The following is a 15,288-nucleotide window of genomic DNA, read 5'->3' as shown; positions in this document are numbered from 1 at the left end:
TCTAGTTTTGAAGGAATATGCCTTCATAGTTTGGTGATGATGGCAGAGAGGTCACACCCGTTCCCATACCGAACACGGAAGTTAAGCTCTCTAGCGCCGATGGTAGTTGGGACCTTGTCCCTGTGAGAGTAGGACGTCGCCAAGCAATTAAAAACACAAGTCTTTTGACTTGTGTTTTTTTTATTTCCCATGGAATAGGCCTGGTCCTGTTAGTAAAAAAGATGAAATATAGTAAGGGATTTTTTGAGCAGAAATAGTAAGAAATTGATAAATAAATGGGTAATCTTCAGAACCATAGCTCCCAAGTAAATCATACCACCAATCTGTTTCATATCTAGAAATCATACTTAAATTGTAGAGCAATAAATAATGAACAAGAAGTTCAGGTAATACTGGTTTAGGATTTCTCGGGTCAGTTGTAATTGGTAAGTAATAAGCATCAGCAAGATATTCGTAGTATAAGGGCGTACTATATATAGGATTCCACGATTGGATAGGAGCTGTAAAAAGCAAATTCGATCCGCTCGTTTTCCCGGGAACATGTTGTATGGATAAATGTTTACAAGTTGATTCAATGTAACGTGAAAATCTTTCTGTAGTCATATGGAGTCGATCTAGTATGTTGACCGAAAAGGAAAGTTCATTTGTATTTGTTGAATCGATTTTATATAATGTGGCCCCTCTTTGACTATAGCGAAATAAATTTTGTAATTCAGGAATATTTCCCATTAGATCTAACATGTTAAACTTCTCTGCTTCTAAGTGTTTCATGTGAAACAGCTGTTCTGCAATATGAGTAAATAATCCATTTTTTTGCACCCTCACCTCATCTTCTAAAAATTGATACCCCTGTTTTTTTCGTTTACGAGTCGTAACACCATGAGCTAAAACAGTAGTGGATTCTGGATAGTTAGGATCAATAGTTAGTAAGCAGGCTTTAAAAAGTTGGCTCATTCCATAAAACAATAACATTGGCTGAATGGAAAATGGGGCTACCTTATATAATTCATAATAGTTTTTCCCGTGTTCTAAGTAATAAATAAAGGGATAACAATTTTCGAAACTTTTTTTTTCAGCATCTTGTATGGAGGATTTTTCATAGCAACGGGCAAGATAACGTTGTACATTTTGAGATGAAAAGAAGAAACTTAATTGCTGCCAAGTACAATGTGTTTGATGCATATATTACGCTCCTTTTATTGTCTAAAAATTCTAACATATATATACGTCCTTGACAGTATTTTAACCAATTGATAAGCTACTAATAATAATTTCTGGTATCATGGGGGGAACAATTATGTGGGAATCTAAATTTGTTAAAGAAGGTTTGACTTTTGATGACGTATTACTTGTACCAGCAAAGTCAGATGTACTACCAAGAGAAGTAAGTGTTAAAACAGTTTTATCTGAAAGCTTACAGTTAAATATCCCGTTAATTAGTGCAGGAATGGATACAGTAACAGAAGCTGATATGGCTATTGCAATGGCTCGTCAAGGCGGTTTAGGAATTATTCATAAAAACATGTCTATTGAACAACAAGCGGAGCAAGTTGATAAAGTAAAACGTTCTGAAAGTGGCGTTATTTCAGATCCTTTCTTTTTAACTCCAGAACATCAAGTGTATGATGCAGAGCATCTTATGGGAAAATACCGTATCTCAGGTGTACCGGTTGTAAATAATTTAGACGAGCGAAAATTAGTTGGTATTATTACAAACCGTGATATGCGTTTTATCCAAGACTACTCAATCAAAATTTCCGACGTAATGACAAAAGAAAAGCTAATTACAGCTCCAGTTGGTACAACGCTGGAAGAAGCTGAAAAGATCCTACAAAAGTACAAAATTGAAAAACTCCCTCTCGTTGATAACAACGGTGTATTACAAGGGCTGATTACAATAAAAGATATTGAAAAAGTAATTGAATTCCCAAATTCTGCGAAGGATAAGCAAGGACGCTTATTAGTTGGAGCAGCGGTTGGTGTAACGGCTGATGCTATGCTTCGTATCGACGCATTAGTAAAAGCTAGCGTAGATGCAATCGTACTCGATACAGCTCATGGACATTCTCAAGGTGTTATTGATAAAGTAAAAGAAGTTCGTGCGAAATATCCATCACTAAATATTATCGCTGGAAATGTTGCTACTGCTGAAGCAACGAAAGCATTAATTGAAGCAGGTGCAAACGTAGTTAAAGTTGGTATTGGACCAGGCTCTATTTGTACGACACGCGTTGTAGCTGGCGTGGGTGTACCACAATTAACAGCAGTTTATGATTGTGCAACAGAAGCTCGTAAACACGGTATTCCGGTTATTGCTGATGGTGGTGTTAAGTACTCTGGTGACATGGTAAAAGCTTTAGCAGCAGGAGCACACGTTGTTATGCTAGGTAGTATGTTTGCTGGTGTTGCTGAAAGCCCTGGAGAGACTGAAATTTACCAAGGTCGTCAATTTAAAGTATATCGTGGTATGGGTTCTGTCGGAGCGATGGAAAAAGGAAGTAAAGACCGTTACTTCCAAGAAGGAAATAAAAAACTTGTTCCAGAAGGTATTGAAGGTCGAGTACCATATAAAGGACCTTTAGCAGATACAGTTCATCAATTAGTTGGTGGATTACGTGCCGGTATGGGATATTGCGGAGCGCAGAATTTAGAATTCTTACGTGAGAATGCACAATTCATTCGTATGTCAGGTGCTGGTTTACGTGAAAGCCACCCTCATCACGTACAAATTACAAAAGAGGCTCCAAACTACTCATTATAATGTCTGATATACAAATAGACGGAGATTTGATATCTCTGTCTATTTTTTTTTGATTATGTTAGAATAACGGTTATGTGAGTACATAGATATTGGGGGTAACAGACGTGAAAGGTATGTTTTGCAAAAGATTCATTGCTTTAGTAACAATGCTTACACTAGCTTGTAGTATGTTGTTACCATATAGCAATGCATCAGCAGAAACAGGAGCTTCTTTAAACATTGAAGCAGGTGCAGCAATTTTAGTTGAAGCAAATTCTGGGAAAATTTTATATCAAAAGAATGCAGATGAATTATTATCAATTGCTAGTATGACAAAGATGATGAGTGAATATTTAGTTCATGAAGCAGTGGATAAAGGAAAACTTAAGTGGGATCAAAAAATTAAGGTTTCTGAATATGCGTATAAGGTTTCACAAGATGCTTCTTTATCAAATGTTGCATTAGAAAATGGCGGCATTTATACAGTAAAAGAGTTATATGAAGCAATGGCAATCTTTTCTGCAAATGGTGCAACAATTGCATTAGCAGAAGCAATTGCAGGTAAAGAAGTAGACTTCGTAAAAATGATGAATGATAAATCGAAAGAACTAGGGTTGAAAAATTATAAATTTGTCAATTCTACAGGTTTAACGAATAAAGATTTAAAGGGAATGCACCCTGAAGGAACAACAGCGGATGAAGAAAATAAAATGTCTGCAAAGGATGTTGCAACTTTAGCACAACATTTAATTAAAGATTACCCAAAAGTGTTAGATACAGCAAAAATCCCGAAAAAAGAATTTCGTCCACAAAAAGAGAAGTTTGCAATGTCGAACTGGAACTGGATGTTAAAGGGCTTAGTGAAAGAATATGATGGCGTAGATGGCCTGAAAACAGGCTCGACTCCAGAAGCCGGGGATTGCTTCACTGGTACGGTTGAAAGAAACGGTATGCGTTTTATTTCTGTAGTTATTAAAACAAGTTCTCATACAGCACGTTTTGATGAAACAAAGAAGCTATATGATTATGGATTTGCTAACTTTGAAATGAAGCAAATGTATAAAAAAGATTCTTCAGTAAAAGGACAAGAAACAGTACGAGTAGAAAATGCTAAAGATAAAGATGTAGCAGTTCAAACAAAACAAGCTGTTTCACTTCCAGTGCCAAAAGGAAGTAAAGATGTTTATAAAACAGAATTAAAAGAAGCAAATAAGGGACAAGAAGCACCTATTAAAAAGGGAGCTGTACTTGGCCAAATGGTAATCACACCAAAAGATGCGAATGACCCTGGATTTTTATCTGGTAAGTCATTACAAATAGATCTTGTAACAACGTCTGCAGTAGAGGAAGCGAATTGGTTTACTCGCTCTATGCGCGGAATTGGTTCTTTCTTTAGTGGTATATGGAATAGTGCTGTTGATACAGTAAAAGGTTGGTTTTAAAAGCTCCTCATTGTAGGGGCTTTTTCTTATTCCTATTTTTCATACCGACTTTATGAAAAAGTAGTAGACAAGCATCTGATGGTTAGTGGTAGAATGTAAGAGTATTCTTAATTTTCGCCTTTAACGGGGAAAAGCAATTCACCTAGGGGGGTTTTTGTAACATGACAAATGTAACAGGGACAGAACGTGTAAAACGTGGAATGGCAGAAATGCAAAAAGGCGGCGTTATTATGGACGTAATTAACGCTGAACAAGCAAAAATTGCAGAAGAGGCAGGCGCAGTTGCCGTTATGGCACTAGAGCGTGTACCAGCAGATATTCGTGCAGCAGGTGGCGTTTCTCGTATGGCAGACCCAACAATCGTTGAGGAAGTTATGGGTGCGGTGTCAATTCCGGTTATGGCAAAATGCCGTATCGGTCACCTTGTAGAAGCACGTGTATTAGAATCATTAGGGGTAGACTATATCGATGAGAGTGAAGTGTTAACTCCTGCCGATGAAGTATACCATTTAAATAAACGTGATTACACAGTTCCATTTGTATGTGGTTGCCGTGATATCGGAGAAGCTGCACGTCGTATTGCAGAAGGTGCATCTATGCTTCGTACAAAAGGTGAACCAGGAACAGGAAACATTGTAGAGGCAGTGCGTCATATGCGCCAAGTCAATGCAGAAATCCGTCAAGTTGCAAGTCTACGTGAAGATGAGTTAATGACATATGCAAAAAATACTGGTGCTCCTTATGAAGTACTACTTGAAATTAAACGCCTTGGTCGTTTGCCAGTTGTAAACTTCGCAGCAGGTGGTGTAGCAACACCAGCAGATGCAGCGTTAATGATGCAACTTGGTGCGGATGGTGTATTCGTAGGATCTGGTATCTTCAAATCAGAAAATCCAGAGAAATTTGCACGCGCAATCGTTGAAGCGACGACTCATTATGAGGATTACGAACTAATTGCAAGCCTTTCTAAAGGGTTAGGTAATGCAATGAAAGGTATCGAAATTTCAACATTATTACCAGAACAACGCATGCAAGAGCGTGGATGGTAATTGAAGGAGAACTTTAAAATGGTGAAAATCGGTGTACTAGGTCTTCAAGGTGCAGTTCGTGAGCATATAAAATCAGTTGAAGCAAGTGGTGCAGAAGCTGTTGTTGTAAAGCGTATAGAGCAACTTGAAGAGATTGATGGTCTTATTTTACCAGGCGGTGAAAGTACAACAATGCGCCGTCTTATTGATAAGTATGCTTTCATGGAACCACTTCGTACATTCGCGAAGTCTGGTAAACCAATGTTTGGTACATGTGCAGGTATGATTCTTCTTGCAAAAACACTTATTGGCTATGAAGAAGCACATATTGGTGCTATGGATATTACAGTAGAACGCAATGCGTTCGGACGCCAAAAAGATAGCTTTGAAGTCGCACTTTCAATTAAAGGTGTAGGAGAAGAATTTATTGGTGTATTTATCCGTGCTCCGTATGTTGTAAATGTAGCTGATGATGTTGAAGTACTTTCTACACATGGTGACCGAATGGTAGCAGTAAAACAAAATCAGTTTTTAGCTGCTTCATTCCATCCGGAATTAACGGATGATCATCGTGTCACAGCATACTTTGTAGAAATGGTAAAAGAAGCGAAAACGAAAAAAGTTGTCTAAGTAACTTGCAACTTGTATAAGATTATAGTAAATTGATGGTAACAATTTTATAAAATAAGCGTGTTGATAGGAAGTAGTAACAAATGCCGTTTCTTATAGAGAGTCGATGGTTGGTGGAAATCGATAGAAACAGTTTGTGAATCCATCCTGGAATGGAATGTGGAATATCTTTATGATTAGTAAACATTCCCGGTGAAGAGCCGTTATTTCTACTTGAGAGGAAGGCGGTAATGCTTTCAACTAGGGTGGCAACGCGGGTTAACTCCCGTCCCTTTATATAGGGACGGGAGTTTTTTGTGTTTTATAAAATAAAAGGAGGAGTATATAATGCTTGATATTAAATTTTTACGTACAAATTTTGAAGAAGTAAAAGCAAAGTTACAGCATAGAGGCGAAGATTTAACTGATTTTGGTCGCTTTGAAGAGCTGGATACGAGAAGAAGAGAATTACTTGTTCAAACAGAGGAACTAAAAAGTAAACGTAACGAAGTATCTCAACAAATCTCTGTATTGAAGCGCGAAAAGAAAGATGCAGAAGCTCTAATTCTAGAAATGCGTGAAGTTGGAGAAAAAGTAAAAGATCTTGATAATGAACTTCGTACAGTTGAAGAAGATTTAGAAAGATTAATGTTATCTATTCCAAATATTCCTCATGAATCTGCTCCAGTTGGTGAAACAGAAGATGATAATGTAGTAGCACGTACTTGGGGAGAAGTGAAAGAATTTGCTTATGAACCAAAACCACATTGGGATCTTGCTACAGATTTAGGAATTTTAGATTTTGAGCGTGCTGGGAAAGTAACGGGAAGCCGCTTCGTATTCTATAAAGGTGCTGGCGCGAGATTAGAGCGTGCTTTAATTAGCTTTATGCTTGATCTTCATACTGATGAGCATGGATACGAAGAAGTATTACCTCCGTATATGGTAAACCGTGCAAGTATGACAGGAACAGGACAACTTCCGAAATTTGAAGAAGATGCATTCCGTATTGAAAGTGAAGATTACTTCTTAATTCCGACAGCTGAAGTACCTGTAACGAACATGCATCGTGATGAAATCTTAAATAAAGATCAATTGCCTATACGATATGCTGCATTTAGCTCTTGTTTCCGTTCTGAAGCAGGTTCAGCTGGTCGTGATACACGTGGCTTAATTCGTCAGCATCAGTTCAATAAAGTAGAGCTTGTAAAGTTCGTAAAACCAGAAGATTCTTATGAAGAGTTAGAAAAACTAACAAATGATGCAGAACGCGTGTTACAATTATTAGAGTTGCCATATCGCGTTATGAGCATGTGCACAGGCGATTTAGGATTTACAGCAGCGAAGAAATACGATATCGAAGTATGGATTCCAAGCTATGGCACATATCGTGAGATTTCTTCTTGTAGTAATTTTGAGGCTTTCCAAGCGAGACGTGCAAATATCCGTTTCCGTCGTGAGCCAAACGGAAAACCAGAACATGTTCATACATTAAATGGATCTGGTCTTGCGATTGGACGTACGGTTGCAGCTATTTTAGAGAACTACCAACAAGAAGATGGTACAATTATAATTCCAGAAGTTCTTCGCCCTTATATGGGAGGAAAAGCAGTTATTAAGTAAATGTAAACATTCATCGGTATGAGTGATTGGTAATTATGAGCATTGTCAGTACTGAAATGTAGGAGGGGAAAGGTAAATTTCCCCTTTCCTCATAATTTATTTTAGTAGGGTTGACTAACTGTTTTTCTTTTGATATTATATTTGATGTCAATATGGAGGTATACCCAAGTCTGGCTGAAGGGATCGGTCTTGAAAACCGACAGGCGGCGAGAGTCGCGCGGGGGTTCGAATCCCTCTACCTCCTCCAGATATAATTGACAACAGCGCATATAAGTGGAGATTGGAGAACTCGTTACCAACACGTAACGAGTTTTTATTTTAAAACCAATCATAAAGTATGGTGTAGGGCGATTTTCTCCTTATTACACACTCATATTCCGATGATTATCTTCATAGATATGAAAGGAGTCAACATGGATCTTATTATACAAACGTTTCCTTTAGATGGAAAAACTTTATATTATGTACAATGTCCTGTCTGTAAGAACAATAGAATTTTAAACAGTGGTGCAAATGTGTCACGCATTATAAGCGATGATACATTCCGTAAACTTTGTGGTTGCACTTGTGATGTAAAGCAAACTGCGACAAAAGTAGAGGCGCCAAAAAAAGTTGAAAAAGCAGCTGTAAAGAAAGAAGCAGCTCCAAAACGTACAGGTAAAGTATTAACAGCAGTAATTAACGGGAAAGAAATGACTGTTAAAGAGATTGCTGAAACATACGATATTAGTACAAGTACTGTTCGTCAGCGTATTAACGCTGGAAAACCTGAGAGTGAAATTATTGCTCCGACAAAAAAGAAGTAATTTAATAGAAAAACCCGTGCGTATGCACGGGTTTTTTATTTTACAAGTTTACGTGTTTGTTTTAAAAAATGGCCAATTTTTTTAATGATTGGTTCAATTGAATCGCCATCTTTTAAAATATCGTATTCATTAATGTTTAATCGTAAAACAGGGCATGCATTAAAGTTGTTAATCCAGTTTTCGTAACGGCCATGCATCTCTTTCCAATACTCAATTGGTGTTTGTTGTTCCATCGGACGTCCGCGTTCTTGGATACGATCAACAATATCATCGAAAGAACCTTCTAAGTAAATTAATAAATCTGGATGAGGGAAGTAAGGAGTCATGACCATAGCATCAAATAAACCTTTGTATGTTTCATAATCAGTTTCCGTCATTGTACCTTTTTCATGATGCATCTTTGCAAAAATTCCAGTGTCTTCATAGATAGAGCGATCTTGAACAAAACCGCCACCGTATTCAAAAATTCTTTTTTGTTCTTTAAATCGTTCTGCTAAAAAGTACACTTGCAAGTGGAAGCTCCAGCGTGTGAAATCAGCATAGAACTTGTCCAAATACGGGTTCGAATCTACCTTTTCAAATGATGTGCGATAACCTAAAGTGTTAGCTAATGCAGTTGTCATAGTTGATTTTCCGACACCTACTGTTCCAGCAATAGTGATTACTGCGTCATTTGGTATATCATATTTTTGCCTTAAATTCATTGTTATTTCGACTCCTTTAAGAGAGTATTTTGAAGGGCGGATAGGATGACGTTTAAATCATCAGGATTTTTTACAAAATCCATATCGTCTCCGTTAAATTTCAATACTGGGATATCTGGATGATCCTTTTTAAAAGTATCCATTGCCGTTTCGTAATCTTTTGTGAGCTGTAGTAAGTAATTGGGATCCATATTTTTTTCGAATTCTCTTCCGCGCATCGCAATTCGTGTTTGTAATGTTTCCAAGCTAGCTGTTAAATAAACGATAACGTTTGGTACAGGCATATCTTGTGTAAGGATACGATAGATTTGCATGTACTTGTCGTATTGAGAATTCTTTAATGTACGGGATGCGAAAATTAAATTTTTAAATATATGATAATCCGCTACTACTGGCTTCCTTTGATTCAAATACTTTATGTTAATATCTTCTAATTGTTTGTATCTATTACAAAGAAAGAACATCTCTGTTTGAAAACTCCATTCGTCGATGTCTTCATAGAATTTTCCTAAAAAAGGATTTTCATCAACAATCTCTTTTAGTAAGTGGAGTTGCATGTGAGTTGAAATTGCCTTCGCAAGCGAGGTTTTTCCAACACCAATTGGTCCTTCAACCGTGATAAAAGGTACTCCGGTCACGCTGTTTCCTCCTTTCAATCAGTGATTTACCGTGACTACTAAAAACACAAAACAGAATTATTGTAGCACAAGAGGGAAGCGAGCGGGTTAATTTGATATAAAAAGTTAGAAAATAGATATATGTATTAATTAATTTTTATTTGAGATGAAGGTACTATATTTGCTTTTAATGTGGATTCCATTATTTTTAAAGCATGCAGATTATCCTGATCGTGATTAGAGGCAATACAGTCCTGTGGTACATACAGTGTATAATTTCTCATATGAGCGTCGTTAGCTGTAAAGAGGATACATATATTCCCGGCGACTCCTGTTAATATTAGATTTTCTATTTTTAAATAGCCTAATAAAGAATTTAAAGGTGTTTCATAAAAAGCAGAGTAATGTGGTTTAATAAAAATGTAATCATCGGAATTTGGAGCAATCTTATGAATGATATTTTCGCTATACTCATTTGTACAATGGGTAATTAGTTGGTCAATATCAGATCTCCAAAGTTGATAATGGTCATTAACATAAATTATGGGGTAGCCAAAGGATTTCATTGTTTTCTTTAATTGTAAAATAGGGTTTGTTATAATTTCGCATTTTTTGGCTAAGATGGGCCCGTGTGAAAATTGAAAATCATTAATCATATCGATAATGAGTAAGGCAGTATTCTTCATATGTAATCCCCTCTCTTTTTTATTAGGGTGGATTGAATTTGTAAAAGTTATCCCATGTGTAGTAAATGGAAATAAGTGTACTTTATTTGTAATGAAAGGACTATGGTATGGAACGCGATCAAGATATTTATTTTATGCAGTTAGCAATAGAAGAGGCTGAAAAAGCAGAGGCAATACAAGAAGTACCGATTGGTGCAGTTATAGTGTTAGATGGTGAAGTAATTAGTGTTGCTCATAATTTAAGAGAAACTGAACAAAGATCAATAGCTCACGCTGAGTTGTTAGCTATTGATGAGGCGTGCAAAAAATTAGGGACATGGCGTTTAGAAGATGCGACGTTATATGTAACATTAGAGCCTTGTCCGATGTGTGCGGGTGGAATTGTTTTATCACGAGTGAAGCGAGTTGTATATGGTGCAAGTGATCCGAAAGGTGGATGTGCAGGGACGTTGATGAATCTTTTAACGGATGAACGCTTTAACCATCAATGCGAGGTAGTTGCTGGTGTATTAGAAGAAGAATGCGGTACTTTGTTAACAAACTTTTTTAGAGAGCTTCGTAAAAAAAGAAAAGCGATAAAAAAATTAGAGAAAAGTAACGAGAATTAACGTATTTGCATTTTGTAAAAAAACAAGTTATACTGATAATGCCTTTTAATGAAGGCAACCGAATATTGGTTTTAACTTTGCCGTGCTAAGCGGGGAGGTAGCGGTGCCCTATACTCGCAATCCGCTCTAGCGAGGCCGAATCCCTTCTCGAGGTTATGCTGCTGTAAGGTCTGCCTTAAGTAAGTGGTGTTGACGTTTGGGTCCTGCGCAACGGGACCCCGTGAACCTTGTCAGGTCCGGAAGGAAGCAGCAATAAGCGGGTCTTCTCGTGTGCCGCAGGAGTGCCTGAACCGAGCTAACTGCTTGAGTAACGCTTATGGTACGTAATCGACAGAAGGTGCACGGCAGTTATATATGTATACAAAACTCACCTTAATACTAAGGTGGGTTTTTTGTATAGAAAATAACTTTTGGAATCTATAAACAGAATGGGTTATAATAAATGAGATAATAACCTTTGAGGGAGGCCGTATTTTCGTGTCATACCAAGCGTTATACCGAACATGGAGACCGCAAAAATTTGAAGATGTAGTTGGTCAAAAGCACGTGACAAAAACGTTGCAAAATGCCCTTCTTCAAGAGAAAGTTTCACATGCTTATTTATTTTCTGGGCCGAGGGGAACAGGAAAAACGACAATTGCAAAAGTATTTGCAAAAGCAATCAACTGTGAACATGCTCCGGTAGCTGAACCTTGTAATGAATGTCCTTCTTGTTTGGGGATTACACAAGGATCTATTTCAGATGTATTAGAAATTGATGCGGCTTCAAATAACGGTGTAGATGAAATTCGAGATATTAGAGATAAAGTAAAATATGCTCCAAGTGCTGTAGAATATAAAGTATACATTATTGATGAAGTCCACATGCTTTCTATGGGTGCCTTCAATGCGCTTTTAAAAACGTTAGAAGAGCCGCCAGGACACGTCATCTTTATTTTGGCGACAACAGAACCGCATAAGATTCCGCCTACAATCATTTCACGTTGCCAGCGTTTTGAATTTCGAAAAATATCAGTAAATGATATTGTTGAGAGATTATCGACGGTTGTGACGAATGAAGGTACGCAAGTAGAAGATGAGGCGTTACAAATTGTTGCACGTGCCGCTGAAGGTGGTATGCGTGATGCGCTTAGTCTTATTGATCAGGCAATATCTTATAGTGATGAGACAGTTACGACAGAAGATGTATTAGCTGTGACAGGTTCTGTTTCCCAGCAATACTTAGGTAACTTAGTAGAATGTATACGTGAAAATGATGTATCAAGAGCATTACGTATCATAGATGAGATGATGGGTAAAGGGAAAGATCCAGTTCGTTTTATGGAGGATTTCATTTACTATTATCGGGATATGCTTTTATATCAAACTTCACCACAACTGGAACATATGTTGGAACGAGTAATGGTAGATGAGCAATTCCGGATGTTAAGTGAAGAAATGCAACCGGAAGTAATCTATGAAATCATTCATACTCTTAGTAAGGGACAACAGGAAATGAAGTGGACAAATCATCCGCGAATTTTCTTAGAAGTTGTTATGGTACAACTGTGTCAACAGTTTATGATGCAAGCAAACGGTGCAGATCGTTTACAAGCAATTATGAACAGGATGCAGCAATTGGAGAAAGAGTTAGAACAAGTCAAAAAGAATGGTGTGCCGGCTGGTGTGCAGCAAGAAGTCAGAGAGACACGTGCAACACCAAAGCCAGTGCGGACAGGTAGTATGAAGATTCCTGTCGGACGCGTAAATGAAGTGTTAAAACAAGCAAAGCGCCAGGATTTAGAGCAATTAAAAGCTGTGTGGGGTGAGTTGTTAGGCAGACTCAAAGCATACAACAAAGTAGCGTTTGCTGTTTTATTAGAAAATAGCGAACCGGTGGCGGCTTCGGATGATACTTACGTTTTAGCGTTTCAATATGAGATTCACTGTAAAATGGCAAGCGAAAATCGAGAAGCTATGGATACAGTGGAACAAGCCTTATTTGAATTGCTAAGTAAAAGATTAAATATGATTGCCATTCCAAAAAGTGAATGGGGTAAAATCCGTGAAGATTTTTTACAGCGTGAAGGCGGGGAGTCTGAAGAAAGCCCAGAGAAAAAAGAAGATCCTCTTATAGAAGAGGCCGTAAAATTAGTAGGACAAGAACTTATTGAAATAAAAGAGTAATAATAATTAGGAGGAATTAATTATGATGCGTGGCGGAATGGGAAATATGAATAATATGATGAAACAAATGCAAAAGATGCAAAAAGATATGGCAAAGGCGCAAGAAGAGCTTGGCGAGAAAACAGTTGAAGGTACAGCTGGCGGCGGTATGGTCACAGTTATTGCAAATGGTCATAAGCAAATTCTTGAAGTGAAAGTTAAAGAAGAAGTTGTAGATCCAGAAGATATCGAAATGTTACAAGACTTAGTGTTAGCTGCAACGAATGATGCACTTAAAAAAGCTGATGAACTTTCAAACTCTACAATGGGTAAATTTACAAAAGGCTTGAACTTACCAGGTGGAATGTTCTAGGAGGATACTGATATATGCATTATCCAGAACCGATATCGAAATTAATTGATAGTTTTATGAAGTTGCCAGGAATCGGACCGAAAACAGCGGTTCGATTGGCATTTTTCGTATTAGATATGAAAGAAGATGATGTGTTAGGTTTTGCAAAAGCACTTGTGAATGCGAAGCGAGATTTAGCGTATTGTTCTGTATGCGGACATATTACTGACCGCGATCCTTGTTATATTTGTAATGATTCGCATCGAGATCAGTCGGTTGTTTGTGTTGTGCAGGAACCGAAAGATGTAATCGCAATGGAAAAGATGAAAGAGTATCAAGGTGTATATCATGTGTTACGTGGTGCGATTTCTCCAATGGAGGGAATTGGACCGGAAGACATTAATATCCCGCAACTTTTAAAGCGACTGCATGATGAAACGGTACAAGAAGTGATACTAGCAACAAACCCTAATATTGAAGGGGAAGCTACAGCGATGTATATATCCCGCCTCTTAAAGCCGACAGGTATTAAAGTAACTCGTATTGCACATGGTCTGCCAGTTGGTGGAGATTTAGAATATGCAGATGAAGTGACACTGTCGAAAGCGTTAGAAGGTCGTAGAGAAGTATAAGAGGAGAAACAAAAATGTTCTTTCAAAAAAAGGGTAAATTGCGTAAAGAGTATGATGATAAGTTAATTGTACTATTAGAAAAAGTGAAGAATGAATGGTTACGTCAGAAGAGAATGGTTGAACAAAGTGTGGAACCATCTCAAGATGTACTTTGTTCTTTGAAAATAGCGGAGGCGAAATATTTCTTCTTGTTAAAAGAAGCAAAACGTCGTCCGGTAAAAATGGAACAATGGTAAAAGGTTCTGCTGAAAAAGCAGAACCTTTTATTTTATTCGTTAAACATTGCGTGGTTACTTCGTTTGGAAAGAGTGAGGAATCGTTTTATATGAAGAAAGTGTCGTCGAATAAAATTTAATGAGATGAAGCGACTGGAGTAGTATGATAAATGTTCTTTTTTATCGCCTTGTCCCATACAAATAAATGTGTATAGGTCATTCACAAGGAGGAAAAAATGAATTCTACAATTATTATTGTTGGTATTCTTGCTCTAGTTTTTATTTTTCTTGTTTTTGGAGTTTCTTCTAAGCCGTTACGTTTTATAGGAAAAGCGCTCTTTCATGTTACTTTGGGAATAGCGTTACTTTTTATCGTAAACGTTGTAGGAACATATTTTGATTTTCATATTCCAATTAACTTGGGTACAGCAACAATCACAAGTCTATTAGGTCTACCTGGTGTTGCTGCATTAGTGGTTATTAAGCTTTATATCATGCCAAGATAAAATTATTTTGGCATTTTTTTAAAAAGTGTTGACGAACAAATGATTAATATGGTAAATTAATAAGCGTCGTCAGGAACGAAAGAAAAAAGTTGTTGACAGATTTAACGCAAAATGTTAAATTATAAAAGTCGCTGAAACGCGATGTTGAACTTTGAAAACTAAACGAAACAAACAACGTGAAACGTCAATTTTTATTTTTAGATGCTAGACAAACTAACTTTATTGGAGAGTTTGATCCTGGCTCAGGATGAACGCTGGCGGCGTGCCTAATACATGCAAGTCGAGCGAATGGATTGAGAGCTTGCTCTCAAGAAGTTAGCGGCGGACGGGTGAGTAACACGTGGGTAACCTGCCCATAAGACTGGGATAACTCCGGGAAACCGGGGCTAATACCGGATAATATTTTGAACTGCATGGTTCGAAATTGAAAGGCGGCTTCGGCTGTCACTTATGGATGGACCCGCGTCGCATTAGCTAGTTGGTGAGGTAACGGCTCACCAAGGCAACGATGCGTAGCCGACCTGAGAGGGTGATCGGCCACACTGGGACTGAGACACGGCCCAGACTCCTACGGG

General features: G+C 37.7%; 16 protein-coding genes, 1 tRNA gene, 2 rRNA genes, 1 other RNA gene and 1 other annotated feature (1 of these 21 only partly in view). Of the genes, 16 read left to right on the top strand and 4 right to left on the bottom strand.

Annotation, left to right across the window (positions count from 1 at the left end):
• Positions 1 to 29: 29 nt before the first annotated feature.
• Positions 30 to 145: ribosomal RNA gene (gene rrf, locus MKX31_RS23645) — 5S ribosomal RNA — on the top strand.
• A 35-nt stretch (positions 146 to 180) separates the two neighbouring features.
• Here rrf and MKX31_RS23640 read toward each other — a convergent pair.
• Positions 181 to 1,182 carry a YaaC family protein gene (locus tag MKX31_RS23640; RefSeq protein WP_340981601.1) on the bottom strand — a complete coding sequence of 334 codons (1,002 nt, stop codon included), beginning with the start codon at positions 1,180 to 1,182 and terminating at the stop codon, positions 181 to 183.
• A gap of 115 nt (positions 1,183 to 1,297) precedes the next feature.
• On the opposite strand from MKX31_RS23640, the gene guaB reads away from it, so the two are divergent.
• From guaB to MKX31_RS23605, 7 genes are all read left to right on the top strand, one after another.
• The gene (gene guaB, locus MKX31_RS23635) at positions 1,298 to 2,761 is read left to right on the top strand and encodes an IMP dehydrogenase (protein ID WP_000264076.1); all 1,464 of its coding nucleotides are present in this window, start codon (positions 1,298 to 1,300) and stop codon (positions 2,759 to 2,761) included.
• Between the two features lie 113 nt (positions 2,762 to 2,874).
• A complete protein-coding gene (gene dacA, locus MKX31_RS23630; protein WP_141669114.1) occupies positions 2,875 to 4,182 on the top strand; it encodes a D-alanyl-D-alanine carboxypeptidase DacA in 1,308 nt (435 codons plus the stop codon).
• 161 nt (positions 4,183 to 4,343) lie between these two features.
• Positions 4,344 to 5,231: a pyridoxal 5'-phosphate synthase lyase subunit PdxS gene (pdxS, locus tag MKX31_RS23625; RefSeq protein WP_000186157.1), complete on the top strand. Its 888-nt coding sequence runs from the start codon at positions 4,344 to 4,346 to the stop codon at positions 5,229 to 5,231.
• 18 nt (positions 5,232 to 5,249) lie between these two features.
• Positions 5,250 to 5,840 (top strand): pyridoxal 5'-phosphate synthase glutaminase subunit PdxT, encoded by a 591-nt coding sequence (pdxT, locus tag MKX31_RS23620; RefSeq protein WP_064475253.1) that lies wholly within the window; start codon positions 5,250 to 5,252, stop codon positions 5,838 to 5,840.
• Between the two features lie 54 nt (positions 5,841 to 5,894).
• Positions 5,895 to 6,116 (top strand) — a binding site (T-box leader).
• Positions 6,117 to 6,167: 51 nt separating this feature from the next.
• Positions 6,168 to 7,442, top strand: a complete 1,275-nt coding sequence (gene serS / locus MKX31_RS23615) for a serine--tRNA ligase (RefSeq protein WP_000884182.1) — start codon at positions 6,168 to 6,170, stop codon at positions 7,440 to 7,442.
• 154 nt (positions 7,443 to 7,596) lie between these two features.
• Positions 7,597 to 7,689, top strand: a tRNA-Ser gene (locus tag MKX31_RS23610).
• Positions 7,690 to 7,855: 166 nt separating this feature from the next.
• Positions 7,856 to 8,248, top strand: a complete 393-nt coding sequence (locus tag MKX31_RS23605) for a DUF3797 domain-containing protein (protein WP_000364198.1) — start codon at positions 7,856 to 7,858, stop codon at positions 8,246 to 8,248.
• A 35-nt stretch (positions 8,249 to 8,283) separates the two neighbouring features.
• On the opposite strand, the gene MKX31_RS23600 is transcribed toward MKX31_RS23605, so the two are convergent.
• The 3 genes from MKX31_RS23600 to MKX31_RS23590 all read right to left on the bottom strand — a co-directional run bounded on the left by MKX31_RS23600 (position 8,284) and on the right by MKX31_RS23590 (position 10,255).
• Positions 8,284 to 8,952: a deoxynucleoside kinase gene (locus MKX31_RS23600; protein WP_064475254.1), complete on the bottom strand. Its 669-nt coding sequence runs from the start codon at positions 8,950 to 8,952 to the stop codon at positions 8,284 to 8,286.
• A gap of 2 nt (positions 8,953 to 8,954) precedes the next feature.
• Positions 8,955 to 9,590 (bottom strand): deoxynucleoside kinase, encoded by a 636-nt coding sequence (locus tag MKX31_RS23595; RefSeq protein WP_064475255.1) that lies wholly within the window; start codon positions 9,588 to 9,590, stop codon positions 8,955 to 8,957.
• A 125-nt stretch (positions 9,591 to 9,715) separates the two neighbouring features.
• The gene (locus tag MKX31_RS23590) at positions 9,716 to 10,255 is read right to left on the bottom strand and encodes an isochorismatase family cysteine hydrolase (protein ID WP_088047005.1); all 540 of its coding nucleotides are present in this window, start codon (positions 10,253 to 10,255) and stop codon (positions 9,716 to 9,718) included.
• A 107-nt stretch (positions 10,256 to 10,362) separates the two neighbouring features.
• Between MKX31_RS23590 and tadA the strand changes: the two genes are divergently transcribed.
• From tadA to MKX31_RS23550, 8 genes are all read left to right on the top strand, one after another.
• Entirely contained in the window at positions 10,363 to 10,863 is a 501-nt protein-coding gene (tadA, locus tag MKX31_RS23585; protein WP_064475257.1) for a tRNA adenosine(34) deaminase TadA, read from the top strand.
• Positions 10,864 to 10,943: 80 nt separating this feature from the next.
• Positions 10,944 to 11,208, top strand: an RNA gene (gene ffs / locus MKX31_RS23580) — signal recognition particle sRNA large type.
• A 132-nt stretch (positions 11,209 to 11,340) separates the two neighbouring features.
• Positions 11,341 to 13,029 (top strand): DNA polymerase III subunit gamma/tau, encoded by a 1,689-nt coding sequence (gene dnaX / locus MKX31_RS23575; protein WP_064475258.1) that lies wholly within the window; start codon positions 11,341 to 11,343, stop codon positions 13,027 to 13,029.
• Between the two features lie 25 nt (positions 13,030 to 13,054).
• On the top strand, positions 13,055 to 13,381 hold the full coding sequence (locus MKX31_RS23570; RefSeq protein WP_170771173.1) for a YbaB/EbfC family nucleoid-associated protein: 327 nt from the start codon (positions 13,055 to 13,057) through the stop codon (positions 13,379 to 13,381).
• Between the two features lie 14 nt (positions 13,382 to 13,395).
• Complete coding sequence (recR, locus tag MKX31_RS23565; protein ID WP_000559169.1) at positions 13,396 to 13,992, top strand: recombination protein RecR; 597 nt, start codon at positions 13,396 to 13,398, stop codon at positions 13,990 to 13,992.
• Between the two features lie 14 nt (positions 13,993 to 14,006).
• On the top strand, positions 14,007 to 14,228 hold the full coding sequence (locus MKX31_RS23560; protein ID WP_000466020.1) for a YaaL family protein: 222 nt from the start codon (positions 14,007 to 14,009) through the stop codon (positions 14,226 to 14,228).
• A gap of 215 nt (positions 14,229 to 14,443) precedes the next feature.
• The gene (locus MKX31_RS23555; protein WP_001089260.1) at positions 14,444 to 14,713 is read left to right on the top strand and encodes a pro-sigmaK processing inhibitor BofA family protein; all 270 of its coding nucleotides are present in this window, start codon (positions 14,444 to 14,446) and stop codon (positions 14,711 to 14,713) included.
• 219 nt (positions 14,714 to 14,932) lie between these two features.
• Positions 14,933 to 15,288, top strand: a 16S ribosomal RNA gene (locus MKX31_RS23550) (it continues 1,196 nt past the right edge of the window).

The organism is Bacillus sp. FSL M8-0063, assembly GCF_038005545.1.
In the GTDB taxonomy this organism is placed as follows: domain Bacteria; phylum Bacillota; class Bacilli; order Bacillales; family Bacillaceae_G; genus Bacillus_A; species Bacillus_A wiedmannii.
The sequence above is the reverse complement of the archived record's forward strand: the minus strand, read 5'-3'. Positions and strand labels throughout refer to the sequence as shown.